Here is a 15,790-nt window from a genome sequence, read left to right as displayed (position 1 = left end):
GGCTCCTCCTCCGGTCAGCAGCCGGGCCCCTGCTCCCACCGCACCAGCCGCCGCACGACTTTCCCCGTCGCGTTGCGCGGCAACGGGTCCCGGGTCAGGAACCAGGCCGTCGGCACCTTGTACCGGGCGAGCCGTTCGCCGAGATAACCCCGCAACTCGTCAGCGTCCACTTCGGACCCCGCCCGGACCACGACCTTCGCGGCGACGATCTGGCCGTAGTCCGCGTCCGGCAGCCCGGCCACGATGCACTCGGCCACTGCTGGGTGTCCGGCGAGCTGTTCCTCCACCTCCGCCGGGTAAATGTTCTCCGCCCCGCGCAAGATCAGGTCGCTGCGCCTGCTCAGCACGAACAGCGCACCGTCGCGCAGCTGGCCGAGGTCGCCGGTCCGGAACCAGCCGTCCTCGGTGAACGCGGCCTCGGTCGCGGCCGGGTCGTTGAAGTAGCCGAGCATCACCTGCGGGCCGCGGAGGTAGATCTCGCCGTCGGTGCCGTCCGGGACGGGACGGCCTTCGGTGTCTCGGATCTGCACTTCCATGTTCGGCACGGGGCGGCCCGCGGTGTCCGGGTCGGCGAGGACTTCGGCGGGGGTCGCGAGGGTGGCCGCGGTCGAGGACTCGGTCAGGCCGTAGTTCGTGCTGAGCGAGGCGGCGGCGCTGGGCAAAGCGTCTCGCAATTGGTCTTTCAGCTCGACAGTCGACGGCGCGCTGCTGACCGAGACTGACGTGAGCGTGCTGAGGTCGTAGCCGGAGAGATCGGCTTCGACCAGGCGGGACAGCATCGTCGGGACCGCGCCCCAGTTGGTGATCCGCTCGTTGTGCACGAGGTCCAGCACTCGGTGAATGTCGAATTTTCCTTGGTACAGCACGGCGGTGTCGCCCACCGCGAGCCGTACGACGGCCAGGTTGTGCAGGGCGGCGATGTGGAACAGCGGCGTGGCCAGGAGGAATCGGCGATCCCGCGCCGGATGGCCGAATTCGGCGGCGAGCGCGTCGTTGAACAGGTGGAACCAGACCGCGGCGAGCACGTTGCGGTGCGAATGGGTCGCGCCCTTCGGACGGCCGGAAGTCCCGCTCGTGAAGAGGACGACGGCCGGGTCGTCCTCGTCGACCGGCACCGGCTTCAGCTGCGTGCCCGCACGGCGGTCGAGGAGGTCCCGGTATTCGGGGCTGCCGAACTCCAGCACCGGGCACCGGTCCGCGACCAGCGGCTTCCGGGCCGCGTCGGTCAGCACGACCTTCGGCGTCGTCAGGTCGAGGCCGTGCGCGACCTCCGGCGCGACCCACATCGAGTTCAGCCCGACCGCGATCGCGCCGAGCGAAACCGCCGCCCAGAATCCGACTATCCACTCCGGACAGTTCGCCGCGCACAACGCGACCCGATCCCCGCGCCCGACCCCGTATTCGACCCGCAACACCGCTGCGAGAGCGGCAACTTGGTCGTAGTGCTGGGCAAAGGTAAGCCGACTGTCCACAGTGACCAGATACTCGCGGTCGCCGAATGCGCGCGAGGCTTCCAGCAATTCGGTGAGGCACCGGTGCCGCCGCGCGAACACCGTCGCCGGACGTCCCGCGGCCGGTTCCGACCGGATCTCGAACTCCGCGCCCGGCGCGGTCAGCCGAGCGATGATGTCGTCGCGATCGGTCATCGGTCGACTCCCCTTGCGTGGTGTGCGTTCCTCTATCCGAAGCGGACCCGTCCGCCGTCGACCACCGGGCCGCGTTCCGACGTGATCCGCAGTCCGCCGTCGGACCAGCCTTCCACCCGCAGCTCCTCGCCAGGGAACACCGGTGCGGCGAAACGTCCTTCCAACTCCGTCAGGTCCGCCGGATGCGCGCCGACCTGCCGGGCCGCGACCAGCGCACCCGCGCCCAGGGTGGCCAAGCCGTGCAAGATCGGGCGTGGCTGGCCGATTCCGGCCGCCGCCGCGGGGTTGACGTGAATGTGGTGCCGGTCCCCCAGCAGCCGGTAGAGCAGGGCTTGATTGTCCGCAGTGGACAGTCCCGCAGTCCAGTGACCTCGGAAACGCGGGCCCGCAGGGAAATCTCGCCCGCAGCCGGCAATGGCTTCACTACCTGCAACAGTTGCGAACCGTGCACGGCGTTGCCGACGTCGAACGCACCGGCGGAGCCGAGGACGTCCGGGGCCCATTGGGCGAGCGTCAGCGCGAACGGCGGCAGCACCCGAAGCCGGTCCTCGAACACCAAGTCGAGTTCGTCCGGCCGGGCGCCGATGGCGAGCGCGTAGAGGATCGGGTCGCGGTCGGGGTAGGCGACAGTGCGTTCGCCGAGGACGCGGCCTTTCCACTCGGCGGGGCTGGTCACTGCGCCCCGTAAACCGGTTCGGGCTCGGGAGCTTCCTTCAGCAGTTCGCGCACGGCCGGACCGACTTCGGCGGCGGTCCAGCGCCGGTCCAGTTCGCGGGACGGGCCGTGGCTCCAGCCGTTCTCCACGCAGATCCGGCCGCCCTCGACCTCGATCACGCGGCCGGTGACGTCCGCGGCGTCCTCGCTGGCGAGCCACGCGACGACCGGCGACACGTTGCCCGGGTGCATCGCGTCGAACCCGCTGTCCGGCGCGGCCATCTGAGCCGCGAACGGGCCCTCGGTCATCCGGGTGCGCGCGGCCGGGGCCAGCGCGTTCACCGTGATCCCGTACCTGCCGAGTTCCGCGGCTCCGACCAGGGTCAACGCGGCGATTCCGGCCTTGGCGGCGCTGTAGCTGCCCTGGCCGACGCTGCCCTGCAGACCCGCGCCGGAGGTGGTGTTGACGATCCGCGCCGCCCGCGTACGCCCGGCTTTCGCCTCCGCGCGCCAGTACCCCGCGGCGTGGTGCATCAGCGCGAAATGCCCCTTGAGATGGACCGCGACGACCGCGTCCCACTCCTGCTCACTGGTTGTCACGATCATCCGGTCGCGCACGAAGCCGGCGTTGTTCACGACGATGTCCAGTCCGCCGAACTCGTCGACCGCCTGCTGTACCAACGCTTCCGTGGCCGCGAAGTTCGCGACGTCGGCACCGTTGGCCACCGCTTCGCCGCCCAGCGCGCGGATCGCTTCGACGACTTCCCCGGCCGGACCGTCGGACGCTCCCTCGCCCGCGCCTGACGTGCCGAGGTCGTTGACCACGACGCGCGCGCCCTGGCGGGCGAGTTCCAGCGCGTGCTCGCGCCCGAGTCCGCGGCCGGCCCCGGTCACGATCGCGACCCGGCCCTCCAAGATCCCGCTCACATCATCTCCGTTCGTCGACCGGTCCGGAGCGGTTCCCCGTAAACCAAGCAAGTGTTAGGCTACCAAGCAATCGCTAGGTTAGGAACGCACGTGACGATTTCCACGCAGCTCCACGACAACGGCACCTTCGTGGTCACCATGGACTACCCGCCGGTGAACGCCCTGCCGGTCGCCGGATGGTTCCGTCTCGCCGAAGCCGTGCGGGAGGCGGGCGAGGACCCGGCGGTGCACGTCGTCCTGCTCCGCGCCGAGGGCCGCGGCTTCAACGCCGGCGTCGACATCAAGGAAATGCAGCGCACCGCCGGTCACGACGCTCTCGTCGGCGCGAACCGCGGCTGCTACCTGGCGTTCAAGGCGATCTACGAATGCGCCGTGCCGGTGATCGCCGCGGTGAACGGCTTCTGCCTCGGCGGCGGCGTCGGACTGGTCGGCAACTGCGACACGATCATCGCCGCCGACGACGCGTACTTCGGCGTCCCCGAGGTAGACCGCGGCGCGCTGGGCGCGGCGACCCACCTCGCCCGCCTGGTCCCCCAGCACCTGATGCGCACGCTGTACTTCACCAGCCGCACCATCGCGGCCAACGACCTGGTGCAACACGGTTCGGTGCTGGAAACCGTACCGGCTGCCGACCTCCACGACGCCGCGCTCGCGCTGGCCGCCGAGGTAGCCGCGAAGGACCCGCGCGTCATCCGGGCCGCCAAAGCCGCGCTCAACGGCATCGACCCGATCGACGTCAACCGCAGCTACCGGTACGAACAGGGCTACACCTTCGAACTCAACCTCATCGGAGCCGCCGACGAACACCGCGACGCCTTCGTCGCGACCGGCCGCCCGCTGACCGACTGACCCTCGAGGAGACCCGTGCCTCTCCGCACCCCGCTCACCGAGCTGACCGGCGTCGCCCACCCGATCGTGCAAACCGGCATGGGCTGGGTCGCCGGCCCGCGCCTGGTCTCCGCGACCGCCAACGCCGGAGCCCTGGGCATCCTCGCCTCCGCGACGATGACCTACGACGAGCTCGACCGCGCCATCAAGGAAGTCAAGCAGCGCACGGACAAACCCTTCGGCGTAAACCTGCGTGCCGACGCCGGGGACGCGACGGAACGCGCCGAATTGCTGATCCATCACGGCGTCAAGGTGGCATCTTTCGCACTGGCGCCCAAAAAAGACCTGATCGCCCGTCTCAAGGACCACGGCGTGGTCGTCATGCCCACCGTCGGCGCCGCCCGCCACGCCGAAAAGGTCGCCTCGTGGGGCGCGGACCTGGTGATGATGCAAGGCGGCGAAGGCGGCGGTCATACCGGTCCGACCGCCACCACCCTGCTGCTGCCCTCCGTACTGGACGCAGTTGACATCCCAGTAGTCGCCGCCGGAGGCTTCTTCGACGGCCGTGGCCTGGCAGCAGCACTCTCCTACGGTGCGGCCGGAATCGGCATGGGCACGCGGTTCCTGCTCACCAGCGACAGCGCGGTGCCGGATGAAATCAAGCGCACCTACCTGAGCTTCGGCCTGGACGGCACCGTCGTGACCACCAAAGCCGACGGCATGCCGCATCGGTTGCTGCGCACGCCGTTCATCGAGAGCCTCACGAAGGAAGGCTTCGTGCAACGAATGGCCCGGACGCTGCGCCGGACAAAGGACTTCAAGCGGTTGAGCGGCCAGTCCTGGCCCTCCCTGCTCGCCGACGGCCTCCGCATGAAGCGCGGCAGCGACCGGACGTGGACGCAAACGATGCTGGCCGCGAACACCCCCATGCTGCTCAAGGCCGGTCTGGTGGAAGGCGACACGCGAGCCGGAATGCTGGCGGCAGGACAGGTCGTCGGAGTGATCGAAGACCTGCCAAGCTGCGCGGAACTGGTCACCCGAATCGTGGACGGCGCACAGGAACGCCTGAAAGCCACCAGCGCACTGCTGGACTGAGGGGTGGCCCGTGAATGAACTGGGCCCCGGAAGTTGGACTGGTTATGTAGAGGTTAGGCGGCGAGGGTCTGGGCTCGGTATTCGGCTGGGCTGAGGTCGCCGAGGGTGGTGGAGATGCGGGTGGTGTTGTACCAGTCGATGTAGTCGTGCAGTGCCGTGGTGAACGTGTCGACGGTGTCGAACGTGTTGTGGTGGAAGAGTTCTTCTTTGAGGTGGCCGAAGAAGTTCTCGGCGACGGCGTTGTCCAGGCAGGTGGCGCGGCGGGACATCGACTGGGTCAGGCCGGCGTCGGCGAGCAGGGTGCGCCAGGAGGCGTGCTGGTATTGGAAGCCCTGGATGCTCTCCTGTTTGTCAACCGTGGGGTGGCTGGCTCCTTCGCCTGTGATGGTGTGCCGGTGCTCGGCGCGGTCAAGGTCGTTCATCCGGTGGGGTGCTCCATCGTGACCGCGCCTGCGCTCCGGCGGTTGCGGCGGCGACGGAGGAGCCGGCAGAGTTTGGGGTCAGGTGGCCGTGTGGCGGCGGTAGGGGCGGCGGGCGATCCGTTGTTGGCCGGGGTTGAGGAGGTAGTAGACCTCGCGGGCGAGATAGCGCTTCAGACAACGGATGATCTCGAGCTTCGAGTGGCCTTCGGCGGTCTTGCGCGCGAGGTAGGCCTGGGTTCTCGGGTCCAGGCGGATGCGGCTGACGACAGCCAGGTGCAGGGCGCGGTTGGCTTGCCTGTCCCCGCCGCGGTTGAGCCGGTGGCGCTGGGTCGTCCCGGATGACGCGGGCAGCGGCGCGACGCCGCAGAGCATCGCGAACCCTGCCTCCGACGTCATCCTGTCGGGGTTGTCGCCAGCGGTGACGAGCAGCTGTCCGGCGATCTCGACGCCGATGCCAAGCCGCGCGAGCAGCTGCGGCGCGAGTGCCTCGACCAGCGGGTTGATCAGGTCGTCGAGGTCGGCGATCTCGTCGGTCAGTTCGAGGTAGCGACGTGCCATCGACTTGAGCGCGACCCGGTAGGCGCCGATCGGGTCGGCGGCGTTCGACACGTCCGGACGCCAGGCGGCGACCACCCGGATCAGCTGCATGCGGGTGAGGTTGCGGATCTGGTCACGCACCTCGTCCGGTGCTGAGACGATCGTCATTCGCAGCAGTTGCAAGGCGTTTCGCCGCTCGCGGACCGCTTGGGCTCGTGCCGTCCGCAGGACCCGCAGCGCCTCGACGGCCCCGTCCTTGGACTTCGGGATCGCGGTCCGCCGGTTGTGCAGCACCGCCCGGGCGGCGCTGATCGCGTCCAGGTCGTCGTCCTTGCCCCTGCGGCGGCGATCGGAGCGGTCCGGCCGGTCGACCTCGAGAACGGTCGCACCGGCCTTCGCCAGGTGCCGGGTCAGCCCGGCGCCGTAGGAGCCGGTCCCTTCGACGCCGATGCGGGCCAGCCGGCCGTGTTCGCCGATCCAGGCCGTCAGAGCCCGATAGCCAGCGCGGGTGGTGGAGAAACTGTGCGTGCCCAGTACTGTCCCGCCGTCGTCGACGACCGCCGCCACGTGCAGCTCCTTGTGCGTGTCCACGCCGGCGTACACGGTCTTCCCGGATGCTGCCGACTCCCGGGTCTGGCCCGTTCGCGCAGCATGCGCAATGCTGGTCATGTCGTCCTCTCCGATCCGCTCGATGGGCAGGGCGGCGCCGCGCATCGACCGAACCGGCGGACAAGACAGTGATGAGCGCCTGGTGGCGCAGGCTCTCCTTAGGTCACCCCGACGGCGAGGCGTAGCGCCTCGCCGGGCGCTCCCAGAGCAACCGACAGATCCGAGGAAAGACAACACTTCGTCGATCGGAGTGAGGGTCAGGAAGCTCTCGGAGCGCCCGGCACCAGCATCCTCCCGCGTCCGTCCCTCTCGCGGGCCGGGAAACCCGGGGCAACACCGGCAGAAACAGTCTCACTGTCGGAGTGCACCAGCGGGCGGGCTCCGGCGGGCAGGGTCGCGATCGCGGCGCGCAGCGAGGAGTTCGTCAGCTCCAGCGTCGGGGACGGGCCGCAGGCGTAGGCGACCACGGACCGGTCGAACAGGTCGATCACGGGCGAGAGGTAGAGCTTGCGGTCGCGGATGCGGAACTCGGTCACGTCGGTGACCCATGTGGTGTCCGGGGCGTCGGCGTTGAACTGGCGGTTGAGCAGGTTCGGCGCGGTCGTGCCGGGCCGCCCGGGCCAGGACCGGCACCGGCGCGGCCGCCGGACCTGGCAGGCCAGGCCGAGGGCGTTCATCAGCGTGCGCACGGTTTTCTTCGCCACCCGCCAGCCGTCGCGGGCCAGGACCGCGTGGATCCGCCGGTGCCCGTAGCGGCCGCGGGCGGCCTCGAACGCCTCGGCGATCGCGGCCTTGAGCCCGGCGTGCGGGTCGGGCCGGTCCAGGCGGGCCTGGTGGTAGAAGAACGTCGACCGGGCCAGGCCCGCGACCGCCAGCAGCACCGGCAGCGGATAGTCGGCCTTGAGGGCGGCGACGGCCTGGGTTTTCACCCTCGCCCCTGCTCCCTCAAGGCCCGCAATTTTTTTAGGTAGGCGTTCTCCGCCGACAGCCGCAGGTTCTCCGCCCGCAACCGCTCCAGCTCGCCGGGACCCGGCGAGTCCGCGACACCGGGCGGACGGCCTTTCGGCTTGGGCCGCAACGCGTCCTCGCCCTCGCGCCGATACGCCCGCGCCCAGTTCTCCACGAGTTTGGGCGAGGACAGGCCGTGCTCGCGCGCCAGCTCGGCCGCGGTCGCCTCGCCGCCGACATACCGGCGCACGACCTCCAGCTTGAACTCGAACCCGAACGACCGCCTGCCTGGCTTGTTCATCAGCGCTCCCGCGCTCCGCAGCCTCCAACGATCACGCAAGCGTCGCACGGCACCCGCCGACACCCCCAACCGGGACGCCACGGCCTTCGCGCCATACCCGTCCTCGAACAACGCAACAGCGGACGCCCGCTGCCACTCAGACAACGAACTGCGTGGATGCAACGAACCACTCCCCGGACAGCCGGAACTGGATTCCCAGTCCAACTCCCGGGGCGCAGTTCAGAACCGCCGCCGCCCGCGAGGAACCCCTCACCGCCTTGCTCCCCTCAAGGGCACCTTCACGGACCACCCCACGCCGCACCCACCAAACCGCCGCCCACGCACCCAACTCACCCAGCACCCACACCACCCCCGCACCCCGACACGAAGCCAAAACACGGCGCGGGAGTGCTTGTCAAGGCATCTTTCCCGCCTAGACAAGCACCCCCGCGCCGTAGTCACACTCAGCTTCGGGGTGCCCCCACGCAATCACCAACCGCAATGTCGCCGCCAGGCGACGAGCCGAACCCGGGGCCCCGCAAACCACAGCCTAAACCCGCTCCAACACAGTCACATTGGCCTGCCCGCCCCCCTCACACATCACCTGCAGCCCATACCTCCCCCCAGACCGCTCCAACTCGTGCAGCAACGTAGTCATCAACCGAGCCCCAGTAGCCCCAATAGGATGCCCCAACGCGATCCCGCCGCCATTCACATTGACCTTCTCATGCGGCACCCCAACCTCCCGCATCCAAGCCAGCACGACCGGCGCGAACGCCTCGTTGCACTCGAACAGATCGATGTCCTCCACCGACATCCCAGTCTTCTCCAACGCCCGCTGCGTAGCCGGAATAGGCGCGGTCAACATCCACACCGGATCCGCCCCGTACACACTGATGTGATGCACCCGGGCCCGAGGCGTCAACCCATGCTCGGCCACCGCCCGTTCGGACGCGATCAGCAAAGCCCCAGCACCGTCGCTGATCTGCGAAGCCACCGCAGCGGTAAGCGGACTGCCCTCCTCCAACGGCTTGAGCCCAGCCATCTTCTCCAGCGAAGTATCCCGCCGCGGCCCCTCGTCCACCGAAAACGTCCCCACCGGCGAGATCTCCCGCGCGAACCTGCCGCCATCGATCGCCGCCAGCGCCCGGCGGTGGCTCTCGAACGCGAACTCTTCCAGCGAGGAACGGGAAAGTTCCCACTTCTCGGCAATCATCTGCGCCGACCGGAACTGCGAAACTTCCTGGTCCCCGTACCGAGCCTGCCACCCCGGCGACTCCGCGAACGGCGTGCTGAACCCGAACTGCTGCCCCACCACCATCGCCGACGAAATCGGAATAGCAGACATATTCTGCACTCCCCCGGCGACAATCAGATCCGCGGTCCCGGACAGCACCCCCTGCACAGCAAAATTCACTGCCTGCTGCGACGAACCGCACTGCCGGTCCACGGTCACCCCCGGCACGTGGTCCGGAAATCCCGCCACGAGCCAGGCAGTCCGCGCGATATCCCCGGCCTGCGACCCGATCGTGTCGCAGCAACCGAAAATGACATCGTCCACCGCACCGGGATCGATGCCCGTCCGCTGCACGAGCGCACTGATCGCGTGCGCGCCCAAATCCGCCGAATGCACTCCGGCGAGCGAACCGCCACGACGGCCGACCGGCGTGCGGACCGCGTCGACCACATATGCCTCGGGCACGAAATCCTCCTGCGGGATCAGGGATGCTGACTGCTCACCGAGACGACTTCACCGGTGAGATACGACGAATACGCACTCGCGAGAAACACCATCACATTGGCGACTTCCCAAGGCTCCGCAGCGCGCCCGAACGCCTCGCGCCCCTTCAGTTCCGTGAGCAGCTCAGCGGTAGTGACCTTCTCCAGGAACGGATGCATCGCCAAACTAGGCGACACCGCGTTGACCCGGATGCCGGACGGGGCCAGATCCATCGCCGCGGACCGGGTCAACGCCATCACCCCGGCCTTGGCAGCCGCGTAATGCGCCTGCCCTTCCTGCGCCCGCCAGCCGATGACCGAAGCGTTGTTCACGATCACCCCGCGGATACCGCGAGCGATCATCCGCCGCGAAGCCGCCCGAATGCATCGGAAAGTCCCGGTAAGCGTCACATCCAGCACCAACGACCACTGCTCGTCGGTCATCTCGGTGATCGACGCCGTGCCCCCGAGACCGGCGTTGTTCACCATGACCTCGACCCCGCCGAACGCTTCGGCCGCGTCGAGCAACGCCGCGATCTGATCCTCGTCGGTCACATCACACACCACCGACGCGACCCGTTCGGCACCGAACTCCGCCGCCAGCTTGGAAGCCGCCTCGGCAAGCCGCCGCTCGTGCGTGTCCCCGATGACGACAGCCCGAGCGCCCTCCTCCAAACACCGCCGGGCAACCGCCGCACCGATGCCCGCGCCAGCCGCTGCTGTCACGACGACCACGCGTTCGGCCAGCAATCCGTGGCCCGGCACGTAATCAGGCGCGGGCTGTTCTGGTTTAACGCTCACGGTCGCGGCTCCCTGGGCAGGCCGAGCACCCGCTCGGCAATGATATTGCGCTGGATTTCGTCCGAACCGCCATAAATCGTGTCGGCCCGGCTGAAGAGAAAAAGCGTCTGCTGCGCGTCAAGATCGTAAGAACCGGTCGCGGTCAGCGCGGAACCCCCGCGGACATCCATCGCCAGCTCCCCGAGCTCCCGATGCCACCGAGCCCACAGCAGCTTCGAAACCGAAGCCTCCGGCCCCTGCGACCCGGCCTCGTACGCACTGAGCGTCCGCAATGCATGCACCCGCAACACTTCAAGCCCCACAAAGGCTTGAGCCAATCGGTCCCGCAGAATCGGATCGTCATAGCGCCCGTTCGCCTTGGCTGTCGCGACCACGCCCGCCAGCTCCCGGGCGAACCCGACCTGCTGCCCGATAGTCGACACCCCGCGCTCGAACCCGAGCGTCGCCATCGCTACCCGCCAGCCGTCCCCGGGCGCGCCGACCACCAAGGACTCCTCAGTCCGAGCCCCGTCGAAAAAGACCTCGTTGAACTCGCTGGTCCCGGTCAGCTGCCGGATCGGCCGCACCTCGACCCCGGCCTGATCCATCGGCACCAGCAAATACGACAGCCCGGCGTGCCGCCGAGACCCCGGCTCGGTCCGCACCACCGCGAAACACCACTGCGCGTGCTGGGCGAGCGACGTCCAGATCTTCTGCCCGTCGATCACCCACTCGCCGCCCTCCAGCCGAGCCCGCGTGCGCACCCCGGCCAGATCGGACCCGGCCCCAGGCTCGGAATAGCCCTGACACCACAGCTCCGTGACCCCGGCGATCCCCGGAAGGAACCGCCGCCGCTGCTCCTCCGTGCCGTGCGCGATCAAGGTAGGCCCGAGCAGCTCCTCGCCCAGGTGGTTGACCCGCGCCGGAGCGTTGGACCGGGCGTACTCCTCGTGGAAGATCACCTGCCGCAGCAGGTTCAGCCCGCGCCCGCCGTATTCGACCGGCCAGCCGAGGCACGTCCAGCCGTGCGCGGCCAGATGCTGGTTCCACGCCTGCCGCTCCTGCGGCGCCTCGTGCTCGCGCCCGGATCCGCCGAGGCCCTTCAGTGCGGCGAACTCGCCCGCCAGGTGGTCGCTGAGCCATTCGCGCACCTCGGCGCGGAACTGCTCGTCCTCGGGGGTGTAGCGAAGATCCACCCGTCCTCCCGGTCCGCCGGCGCCTGGTCCCGCCACGCTACCAAACCAAGCACTTGTTTGGTAGCATCGCCGCCGAACCGAGAAGGAGTGATGCGCGGTGAGCGGAACCGAGGAAAGCACCGACGAACAGGTCGTGACCTACGAGGTGCGCGGTCCGGTCGCGGTCGTCACGCTGAACCGGCCGCAGTACCGCAACGCCCAGAACTCGAAGATGACCTACGCACTGGACGCCGCGTTCACGAAGGCGGTGGACGACCCGGACGTCAAGGCGATCGTGCTGGCGGGCAACGGCAAGCACTTCTGCGCCGGGCACGACATCGGCACCCCGGGCCGCGACGTCGACCAGAGCTTCGAGCGCAAAGCGGTCATCTGGTGGGACCACACCGACCGCGCGGGCGTCGATTCCCGGTTCGCCCGCGAATCGGAGGTCTACCTCGGCATGTGCCGGCGGTGGCGGGAGATCCCGAAGCCGGTGATCGCGATGGTGCAGGGCGCGTGCATCGCGGGCGGCCTGATGCTCGCGTGGTCGTGCGATTTCATCGTGGCCTCCGACGACGCGTTCTTCTCCGACCCGGTCGTGCGGATGGGCATCCCGGGCGTCGAATACTTCGCCCATCCGTGGGTGATGAACCCGCGCGCGGCGAAGGAATTCCTCTACACCGGCGACCGGTTCGGAGCCGACCGCGCGCAGGCGCTCGGCATGGTCAACCACGTCGTGCCGCGCGCCGAACTCGAAGACGCGACGTTCGCGATCGCCGAGCGGATCGCGCAAATGCCGCAGCTGGGTCTCGCGCTCACCAAGAAGGCGGTCAACCAGGCGGAAGACCTGATGGGCATGCGGTCCGGAATGGACTCGGTGTTCGGCCTGCACCACGCCGCGCACGCGCACAACGCCGAACTGGACGCCGATTCGCTCGCCGGGCTCGACGCGCGTTCGATGGCGAAGGCCAACAAGAAGGCCGCGGGAGAGTCATGAGCCCAGAATTCACCGCCGCGGAAGAGGAGTTCCGCGCGGAGGCCCGAGCCTGGCTGGCGGAGAACAGCCCCGGCCCGCTGCCGTCGATGGACACCGAGGATGGGGCCCGCGCGCATCGCGAGTGGGAAGCGAAGCTCGCCGAGGGCCGGTGGTCCGTGGTCACCTGGCCCGCCGAGTACGGCGGCCGCGACGCGACGTTGACCGAGTGGGTGCTTTTCGAGGAGGAGTACTACCTCAGCGGCGCACCGACGCGGATCGCGCAGAACGGCATCTCGCTGCTGGCCCCGATCATCTTCGAGCACGGCACGGACAACCAGCGCCGGCAGCACCTCCCGTTGACCGCGAACGGCGCCCGGATCTGGGCGCAGGCCTGGTCCGAGCCCGAAGCGGGCAGCGACCTCGCCGGGATCCGGAGCACGGCCGTGCGCGACGACGAGCGCGGCGGCTGGGTCCTCAACGGACAGAAGATCTGGAGTTCCCGCGCTCCGTTCGCGGACTGGGGTTTCGGCCTTTTCCGCTCGGATCCGGACGCCGAACGGCACCGCGGCCTCACGTACTTCCTGTTCCCGCTGGATTCGGACGGCGTCACCGTCCGGCCGATCGCCCAGCTCGACGGCGACTGCGGGTTCGCTGAGATCTTCTTCGACGACGTCTTCGTGCCTGATCAGGACGTGCTCGGCGGGGTCGGCGACGGCTGGCGTGTCGCGATGAGCACCGCGGGCAACGAACGCGGCCTCTCGCTGCGTTCGCCCGGGCGGTTCCTCGCGGCGGCGGACCGGCTGCTGGACCTCTGGGCCGAGCGCGGGGCCGAAGCGCCGCACCTGCGGGACCGCGTGACCGACGCGTGGATCAAGGCCGAGGCCTACCGGCTCTACACGTGGGACACCGTCGACCACGTCCAAAACGGCGGCGACGTCGGCGCGGCGGGCAGCGTGAACAAGCTCTTCTGGACCGGGCTCGACCTCGGCATCCACGAAACGGCGCTGGACCTGCTCGGCGCGGATCAGGAAGTGCGCGGACGCTGGATGGAGGACTACCTGTTCGCCCTTGGCGGCCCGATCTACGCCGGCACCAACGAAATCCAGCGCAACATCGTCGCGGAACGGCTGCTCGGCCTCCCCCGCGGGGAACGCGGGAAGGCACAGGCATGAAGTTCCGGCTGTCCGCCGAACAGCGCGCGTTCGCCGAAGCGCTGGACGCCCTGCTGGGCGCGGCCGACGTCCCCGGCGTCAACCGGTCCTGGGCGGCCCAGCGGCCGGAACCCGGGCTGCTGTTGTGGAAGCAGCTCGCCGAGCTGGGCGTCACCGCGCTCGGTGTGCCCGAGGAACACGGCGGCGCCGGCGGGACCCCGGTCGATCTGATCGTGGCCTTCGAGCGGCTCGGGTACCACGGCGTGCCCGGTCCGGTGATCGAGTCGATCGCGGCCGCGCCCGCGCTGGTCACCGACGCGTCGTTGCTGTCGTCACTGGCTTCCGGGGATGCCGTGGTGACCTTCGCAGCCGCGCCGGACGCTCCGTACGCACTGGACGCTGACGTCGCGACGGACGTCTTCGTGGTAGGAGATTCCTTGGCCCGGGCGGAAATCGGCCGCGCACTGCAGTCGGTCGATCCTTCCCGGCATCTGTTCGAAGTCACCGCAGCTGCCGAGGTTCAACCGGTGTCCCCGGAGACGCGACAGAAAGCACTCGACCTCGCCAGCCTCGCCTGCGCGGCGGAGTTGCTGGGCTGCGGCGAACGGATGCTCGCCGACACCGTGGCCTACCTGGGCCAACGACGGCAATTCGGCCGCGTGATCGGTGAATACCAAGCGCTCAAGCACGCTGTCGCCGACGTCCGGGTCGCCCTCGACTTCGCCCGTCCGCTGCTGCTCGGCGCGGCGCGCGAACCCCACGCCCGCTCCATCTCGGCGGCGAAGGTCGCGACGTCGGACGCGGCGCAGCTCGCCGCACGCACCGGACTGCAGTTGCACGGCGCGATCGGCTACACGCTCGAATGCGATCTGAGTCTGTGGCTGTTGCGCGTCCGGGCGCTCGTGGGCTGCTGGGGCACGCCGGCCGTGCACCGCGCGCGGGTGCTGGAGAGCCTGATGAGGGGCCGCTGATGCACTTCGCGCTGACCGACGAGCAGCGGGAACTCGCCGCCGCTGTCCGCGGGATGGTCACCCGGCGGGCCGCGAAGACCGACCTGCGGGCGGCGATCGACTCGCCGTCCGGGTACGACACCGAGCTGTGGTCCGCGTTGTGCGAGCAGATCGGGGTCGCGGCGCTGGCCATTCCCGAGGAGTACGGCGGAGCCGGGTTCAGCCTGTTCGAAACGCATGTCGTGCTGGAGGAACTGGGCGCGAGCCTGACGCCTTCACCGCTGTTGGGTTCGGGAGTGCTTGCGGCGCAAGCATTACTGGCCGCGGACGCGCCTGAGTTGCTCCCCGAGATCGCGGCGGGCGGCGTCGTCGCGCTGGCCTGGGCGGATCGTGCCGGACGCCATCGAACCGACGGTTCGGACGTGGTCGCCTCGGCCGGAACCCTGAACGGAACCGCGACGCTGGTACTGGACGGCGCGCAGGCGTCGCACCTGCTGGTGGTCGCGATGGCCGACGGACGCCCCGCGCTGTTCCAGGCCGACGTCGCCGCGGAAGCCACCCCAGCGGTCGACCAAACGCTCAGATTCGCCCAGGTCGAGTTCCGCGACACCCCGGCGACACTGCTCGCCGCCGACTTCACCGAAGCGCTCCCCCGGCTGCACGCCATCGCGGCGATCGCTTGCACCGCACTGCAGGTCGGCGGCGCACAGTCCTGTTTGGACCGGACCGTAGCGCACCTCAAGGAACGCGAACAGTTCGGCCGTCCGCTCGGTTCGTTCCAGGCGTTGAAACACCGGGTCGCGGACATGCTGGTACAGGTCGAAACCGCGCGCTCGATCTCGTGGGCGGCCGGATTCGCGGCGAGCAACGGCGACGATCTCGTCCAGCAGGCGGCGTACGCGAAATCCTGGTGCAGCGAGGCCTTCACCGCGGTCGCGGCCGAGACTGTCCAGCTGCACGGCGGAATCGCGATCACCTGGGAGCACGACGCCCAGCTGTATTTCAAACGGGCGCACGCGCTGGCGCACCTCTTCGGCGACGCCCGGGAACACCGGGCCCGGCTCCGGACCGGCGCGTGATCCGGGCCGAGCCC

General features: G+C 69.3%; 15 protein-coding genes and 3 pseudogenes. 6 read left to right on the top strand and 12 right to left on the bottom strand.

Going from position 1 to position 15,790, the window contains the following annotated elements; translation table 11 throughout:
* Positions 1–14 precede the first annotated feature (14 nt).
* The 4 genes and pseudogenes from casG to ATK30_RS35865 all read right to left on the bottom strand — a co-directional run bounded on the left by casG (position 15) and on the right by ATK30_RS35865 (position 3,227).
* Positions 15–1,646 (bottom strand): steroid-24-oyl-CoA synthetase, encoded by a 1,632-nt coding sequence (gene casG / locus ATK30_RS35875; RefSeq protein WP_101439201.1) that lies wholly within the window; start codon positions 1,644–1,646, stop codon positions 15–17.
* Between the two features lie 155 nt (positions 1,647–1,801).
* A pseudogene (locus ATK30_RS46610) lies at positions 1,802–2,149 on the bottom strand (MaoC/PaaZ C-terminal domain-containing protein); the annotation flags it as partial.
* A pseudogene (locus tag ATK30_RS47580) lies at positions 2,071–2,322 on the bottom strand (MaoC/PaaZ C-terminal domain-containing protein); the annotation flags it as partial. The pseudogenes ATK30_RS47580 and ATK30_RS46610, both read right to left, overlap by 79 nt.
* Entirely contained in the window at positions 2,319–3,227 is a 909-nt protein-coding gene (locus ATK30_RS35865; RefSeq protein ID WP_101439200.1) for an SDR family oxidoreductase, read from the bottom strand. The pseudogene ATK30_RS47580 and the gene ATK30_RS35865, both read right to left, overlap by 4 nt.
* 90 nt (positions 3,228–3,317) lie before the next feature.
* On the opposite strand from ATK30_RS35865, the gene ATK30_RS35860 reads away from it, so the two are divergent.
* Positions 3,318–4,076 carry an enoyl-CoA hydratase family protein gene (locus tag ATK30_RS35860; protein ID WP_101439199.1) on the top strand — a complete coding sequence of 253 codons (759 nt, stop codon included), beginning with the start codon at positions 3,318–3,320 and terminating at the stop codon, positions 4,074–4,076.
* Positions 4,077–4,091: 15 nt separating this feature from the next.
* Positions 4,092–5,150 (top strand): NAD(P)H-dependent flavin oxidoreductase, encoded by a 1,059-nt coding sequence (locus tag ATK30_RS35855; RefSeq protein ID WP_101439198.1) that lies wholly within the window; start codon positions 4,092–4,094, stop codon positions 5,148–5,150.
* A 53-nt stretch (positions 5,151–5,203) separates the two neighbouring features.
* Here ATK30_RS35855 and ATK30_RS35850 read toward each other — a convergent pair whose 3' ends face one another.
* The 8 genes and pseudogenes from ATK30_RS35850 to ATK30_RS35820 form a co-directional block, all read right to left on the bottom strand.
* Positions 5,204–5,572: an IS3 family transposase gene (locus ATK30_RS35850; RefSeq protein WP_244194767.1), complete on the bottom strand. Its 369-nt coding sequence runs from the start codon at positions 5,570–5,572 to the stop codon at positions 5,204–5,206.
* A 78-nt stretch (positions 5,573–5,650) separates the two neighbouring features.
* Positions 5,651–6,778 carry an IS110 family RNA-guided transposase gene (locus tag ATK30_RS35845; protein WP_244194597.1) on the bottom strand — a complete coding sequence of 376 codons (1,128 nt, stop codon included), beginning with the start codon at positions 6,776–6,778 and terminating at the stop codon, positions 5,651–5,653.
* 197 nt (positions 6,779–6,975) lie between these two features.
* Complete coding sequence (locus ATK30_RS46605; protein WP_244194796.1) at positions 6,976–7,647, bottom strand: IS3 family transposase; 672 nt, start codon at positions 7,645–7,647, stop codon at positions 6,976–6,978.
* On the bottom strand, positions 7,644–7,967 hold the full coding sequence (locus ATK30_RS46600; protein WP_101438641.1) for a helix-turn-helix domain-containing protein: 324 nt from the start codon (positions 7,965–7,967) through the stop codon (positions 7,644–7,646). Before ATK30_RS46600 ends, ATK30_RS46605 begins: the two co-directional genes overlap by 4 nt.
* Before the next feature lie 33 nt (positions 7,968–8,000).
* Positions 8,001–8,111, bottom strand: a pseudogene (locus tag ATK30_RS47810) (helix-turn-helix domain-containing protein); the annotation flags it as partial.
* Positions 8,112–8,496: 385 nt separating this feature from the next.
* On the bottom strand, positions 8,497–9,648 hold the full coding sequence (locus ATK30_RS35830; protein WP_101439197.1) for an acetyl-CoA C-acetyltransferase: 1,152 nt from the start codon (positions 9,646–9,648) through the stop codon (positions 8,497–8,499).
* A 17-nt stretch (positions 9,649–9,665) separates the two neighbouring features.
* A complete protein-coding gene (locus ATK30_RS35825) occupies positions 9,666–10,466 on the bottom strand; it encodes an SDR family oxidoreductase (RefSeq protein ID WP_101439196.1) in 801 nt (266 codons plus the stop codon).
* Positions 10,463–11,641, bottom strand: a complete 1,179-nt coding sequence (locus ATK30_RS35820) for an acyl-CoA dehydrogenase family protein (RefSeq protein WP_101439195.1) — start codon at positions 11,639–11,641, stop codon at positions 10,463–10,465. The genes ATK30_RS35825 and ATK30_RS35820 overlap by 4 nt, the downstream gene beginning before the upstream one ends.
* A gap of 97 nt (positions 11,642–11,738) precedes the next feature.
* Between ATK30_RS35820 and ATK30_RS35815 the strand changes: the two genes are divergently transcribed.
* Genes ATK30_RS35815 through ATK30_RS35800 form a run of 4 tightly spaced genes read left to right on the top strand, consistent with a single transcriptional unit; the run spans position 11,739 to position 15,776 of the window.
* Positions 11,739–12,617 carry an enoyl-CoA hydratase gene (locus tag ATK30_RS35815; RefSeq protein ID WP_101439194.1) on the top strand — a complete coding sequence of 293 codons (879 nt, stop codon included), beginning with the start codon at positions 11,739–11,741 and terminating at the stop codon, positions 12,615–12,617.
* Positions 12,614–13,768, top strand: a complete 1,155-nt coding sequence (locus ATK30_RS35810; protein ID WP_101439193.1) for an acyl-CoA dehydrogenase family protein — start codon at positions 12,614–12,616, stop codon at positions 13,766–13,768. Before ATK30_RS35815 ends, ATK30_RS35810 begins: the two co-directional genes overlap by 4 nt.
* On the top strand, positions 13,765–14,718 hold the full coding sequence (locus ATK30_RS35805; protein ID WP_101439192.1) for an acyl-CoA dehydrogenase family protein: 954 nt from the start codon (positions 13,765–13,767) through the stop codon (positions 14,716–14,718). Before ATK30_RS35810 ends, ATK30_RS35805 begins: the two co-directional genes overlap by 4 nt.
* Positions 14,718–15,776 carry an acyl-CoA dehydrogenase family protein gene (locus ATK30_RS35800; RefSeq protein ID WP_101439191.1) on the top strand — a complete coding sequence of 353 codons (1,059 nt, stop codon included), beginning with the start codon at positions 14,718–14,720 and terminating at the stop codon, positions 15,774–15,776. Before ATK30_RS35805 ends, ATK30_RS35800 begins: the two co-directional genes overlap by 1 nt.
* The last annotated feature ends 14 nt before the right edge of the window (positions 15,777–15,790 follow it).

The sequence above is a fragment of the Amycolatopsis echigonensis genome, assembly GCF_002846615.1.
Taxonomy (GTDB): domain Bacteria; phylum Actinomycetota; class Actinomycetes; order Mycobacteriales; family Pseudonocardiaceae; genus Amycolatopsis; species Amycolatopsis echigonensis.
This window is presented reverse-complemented; position numbering and strand designations above follow the sequence as displayed.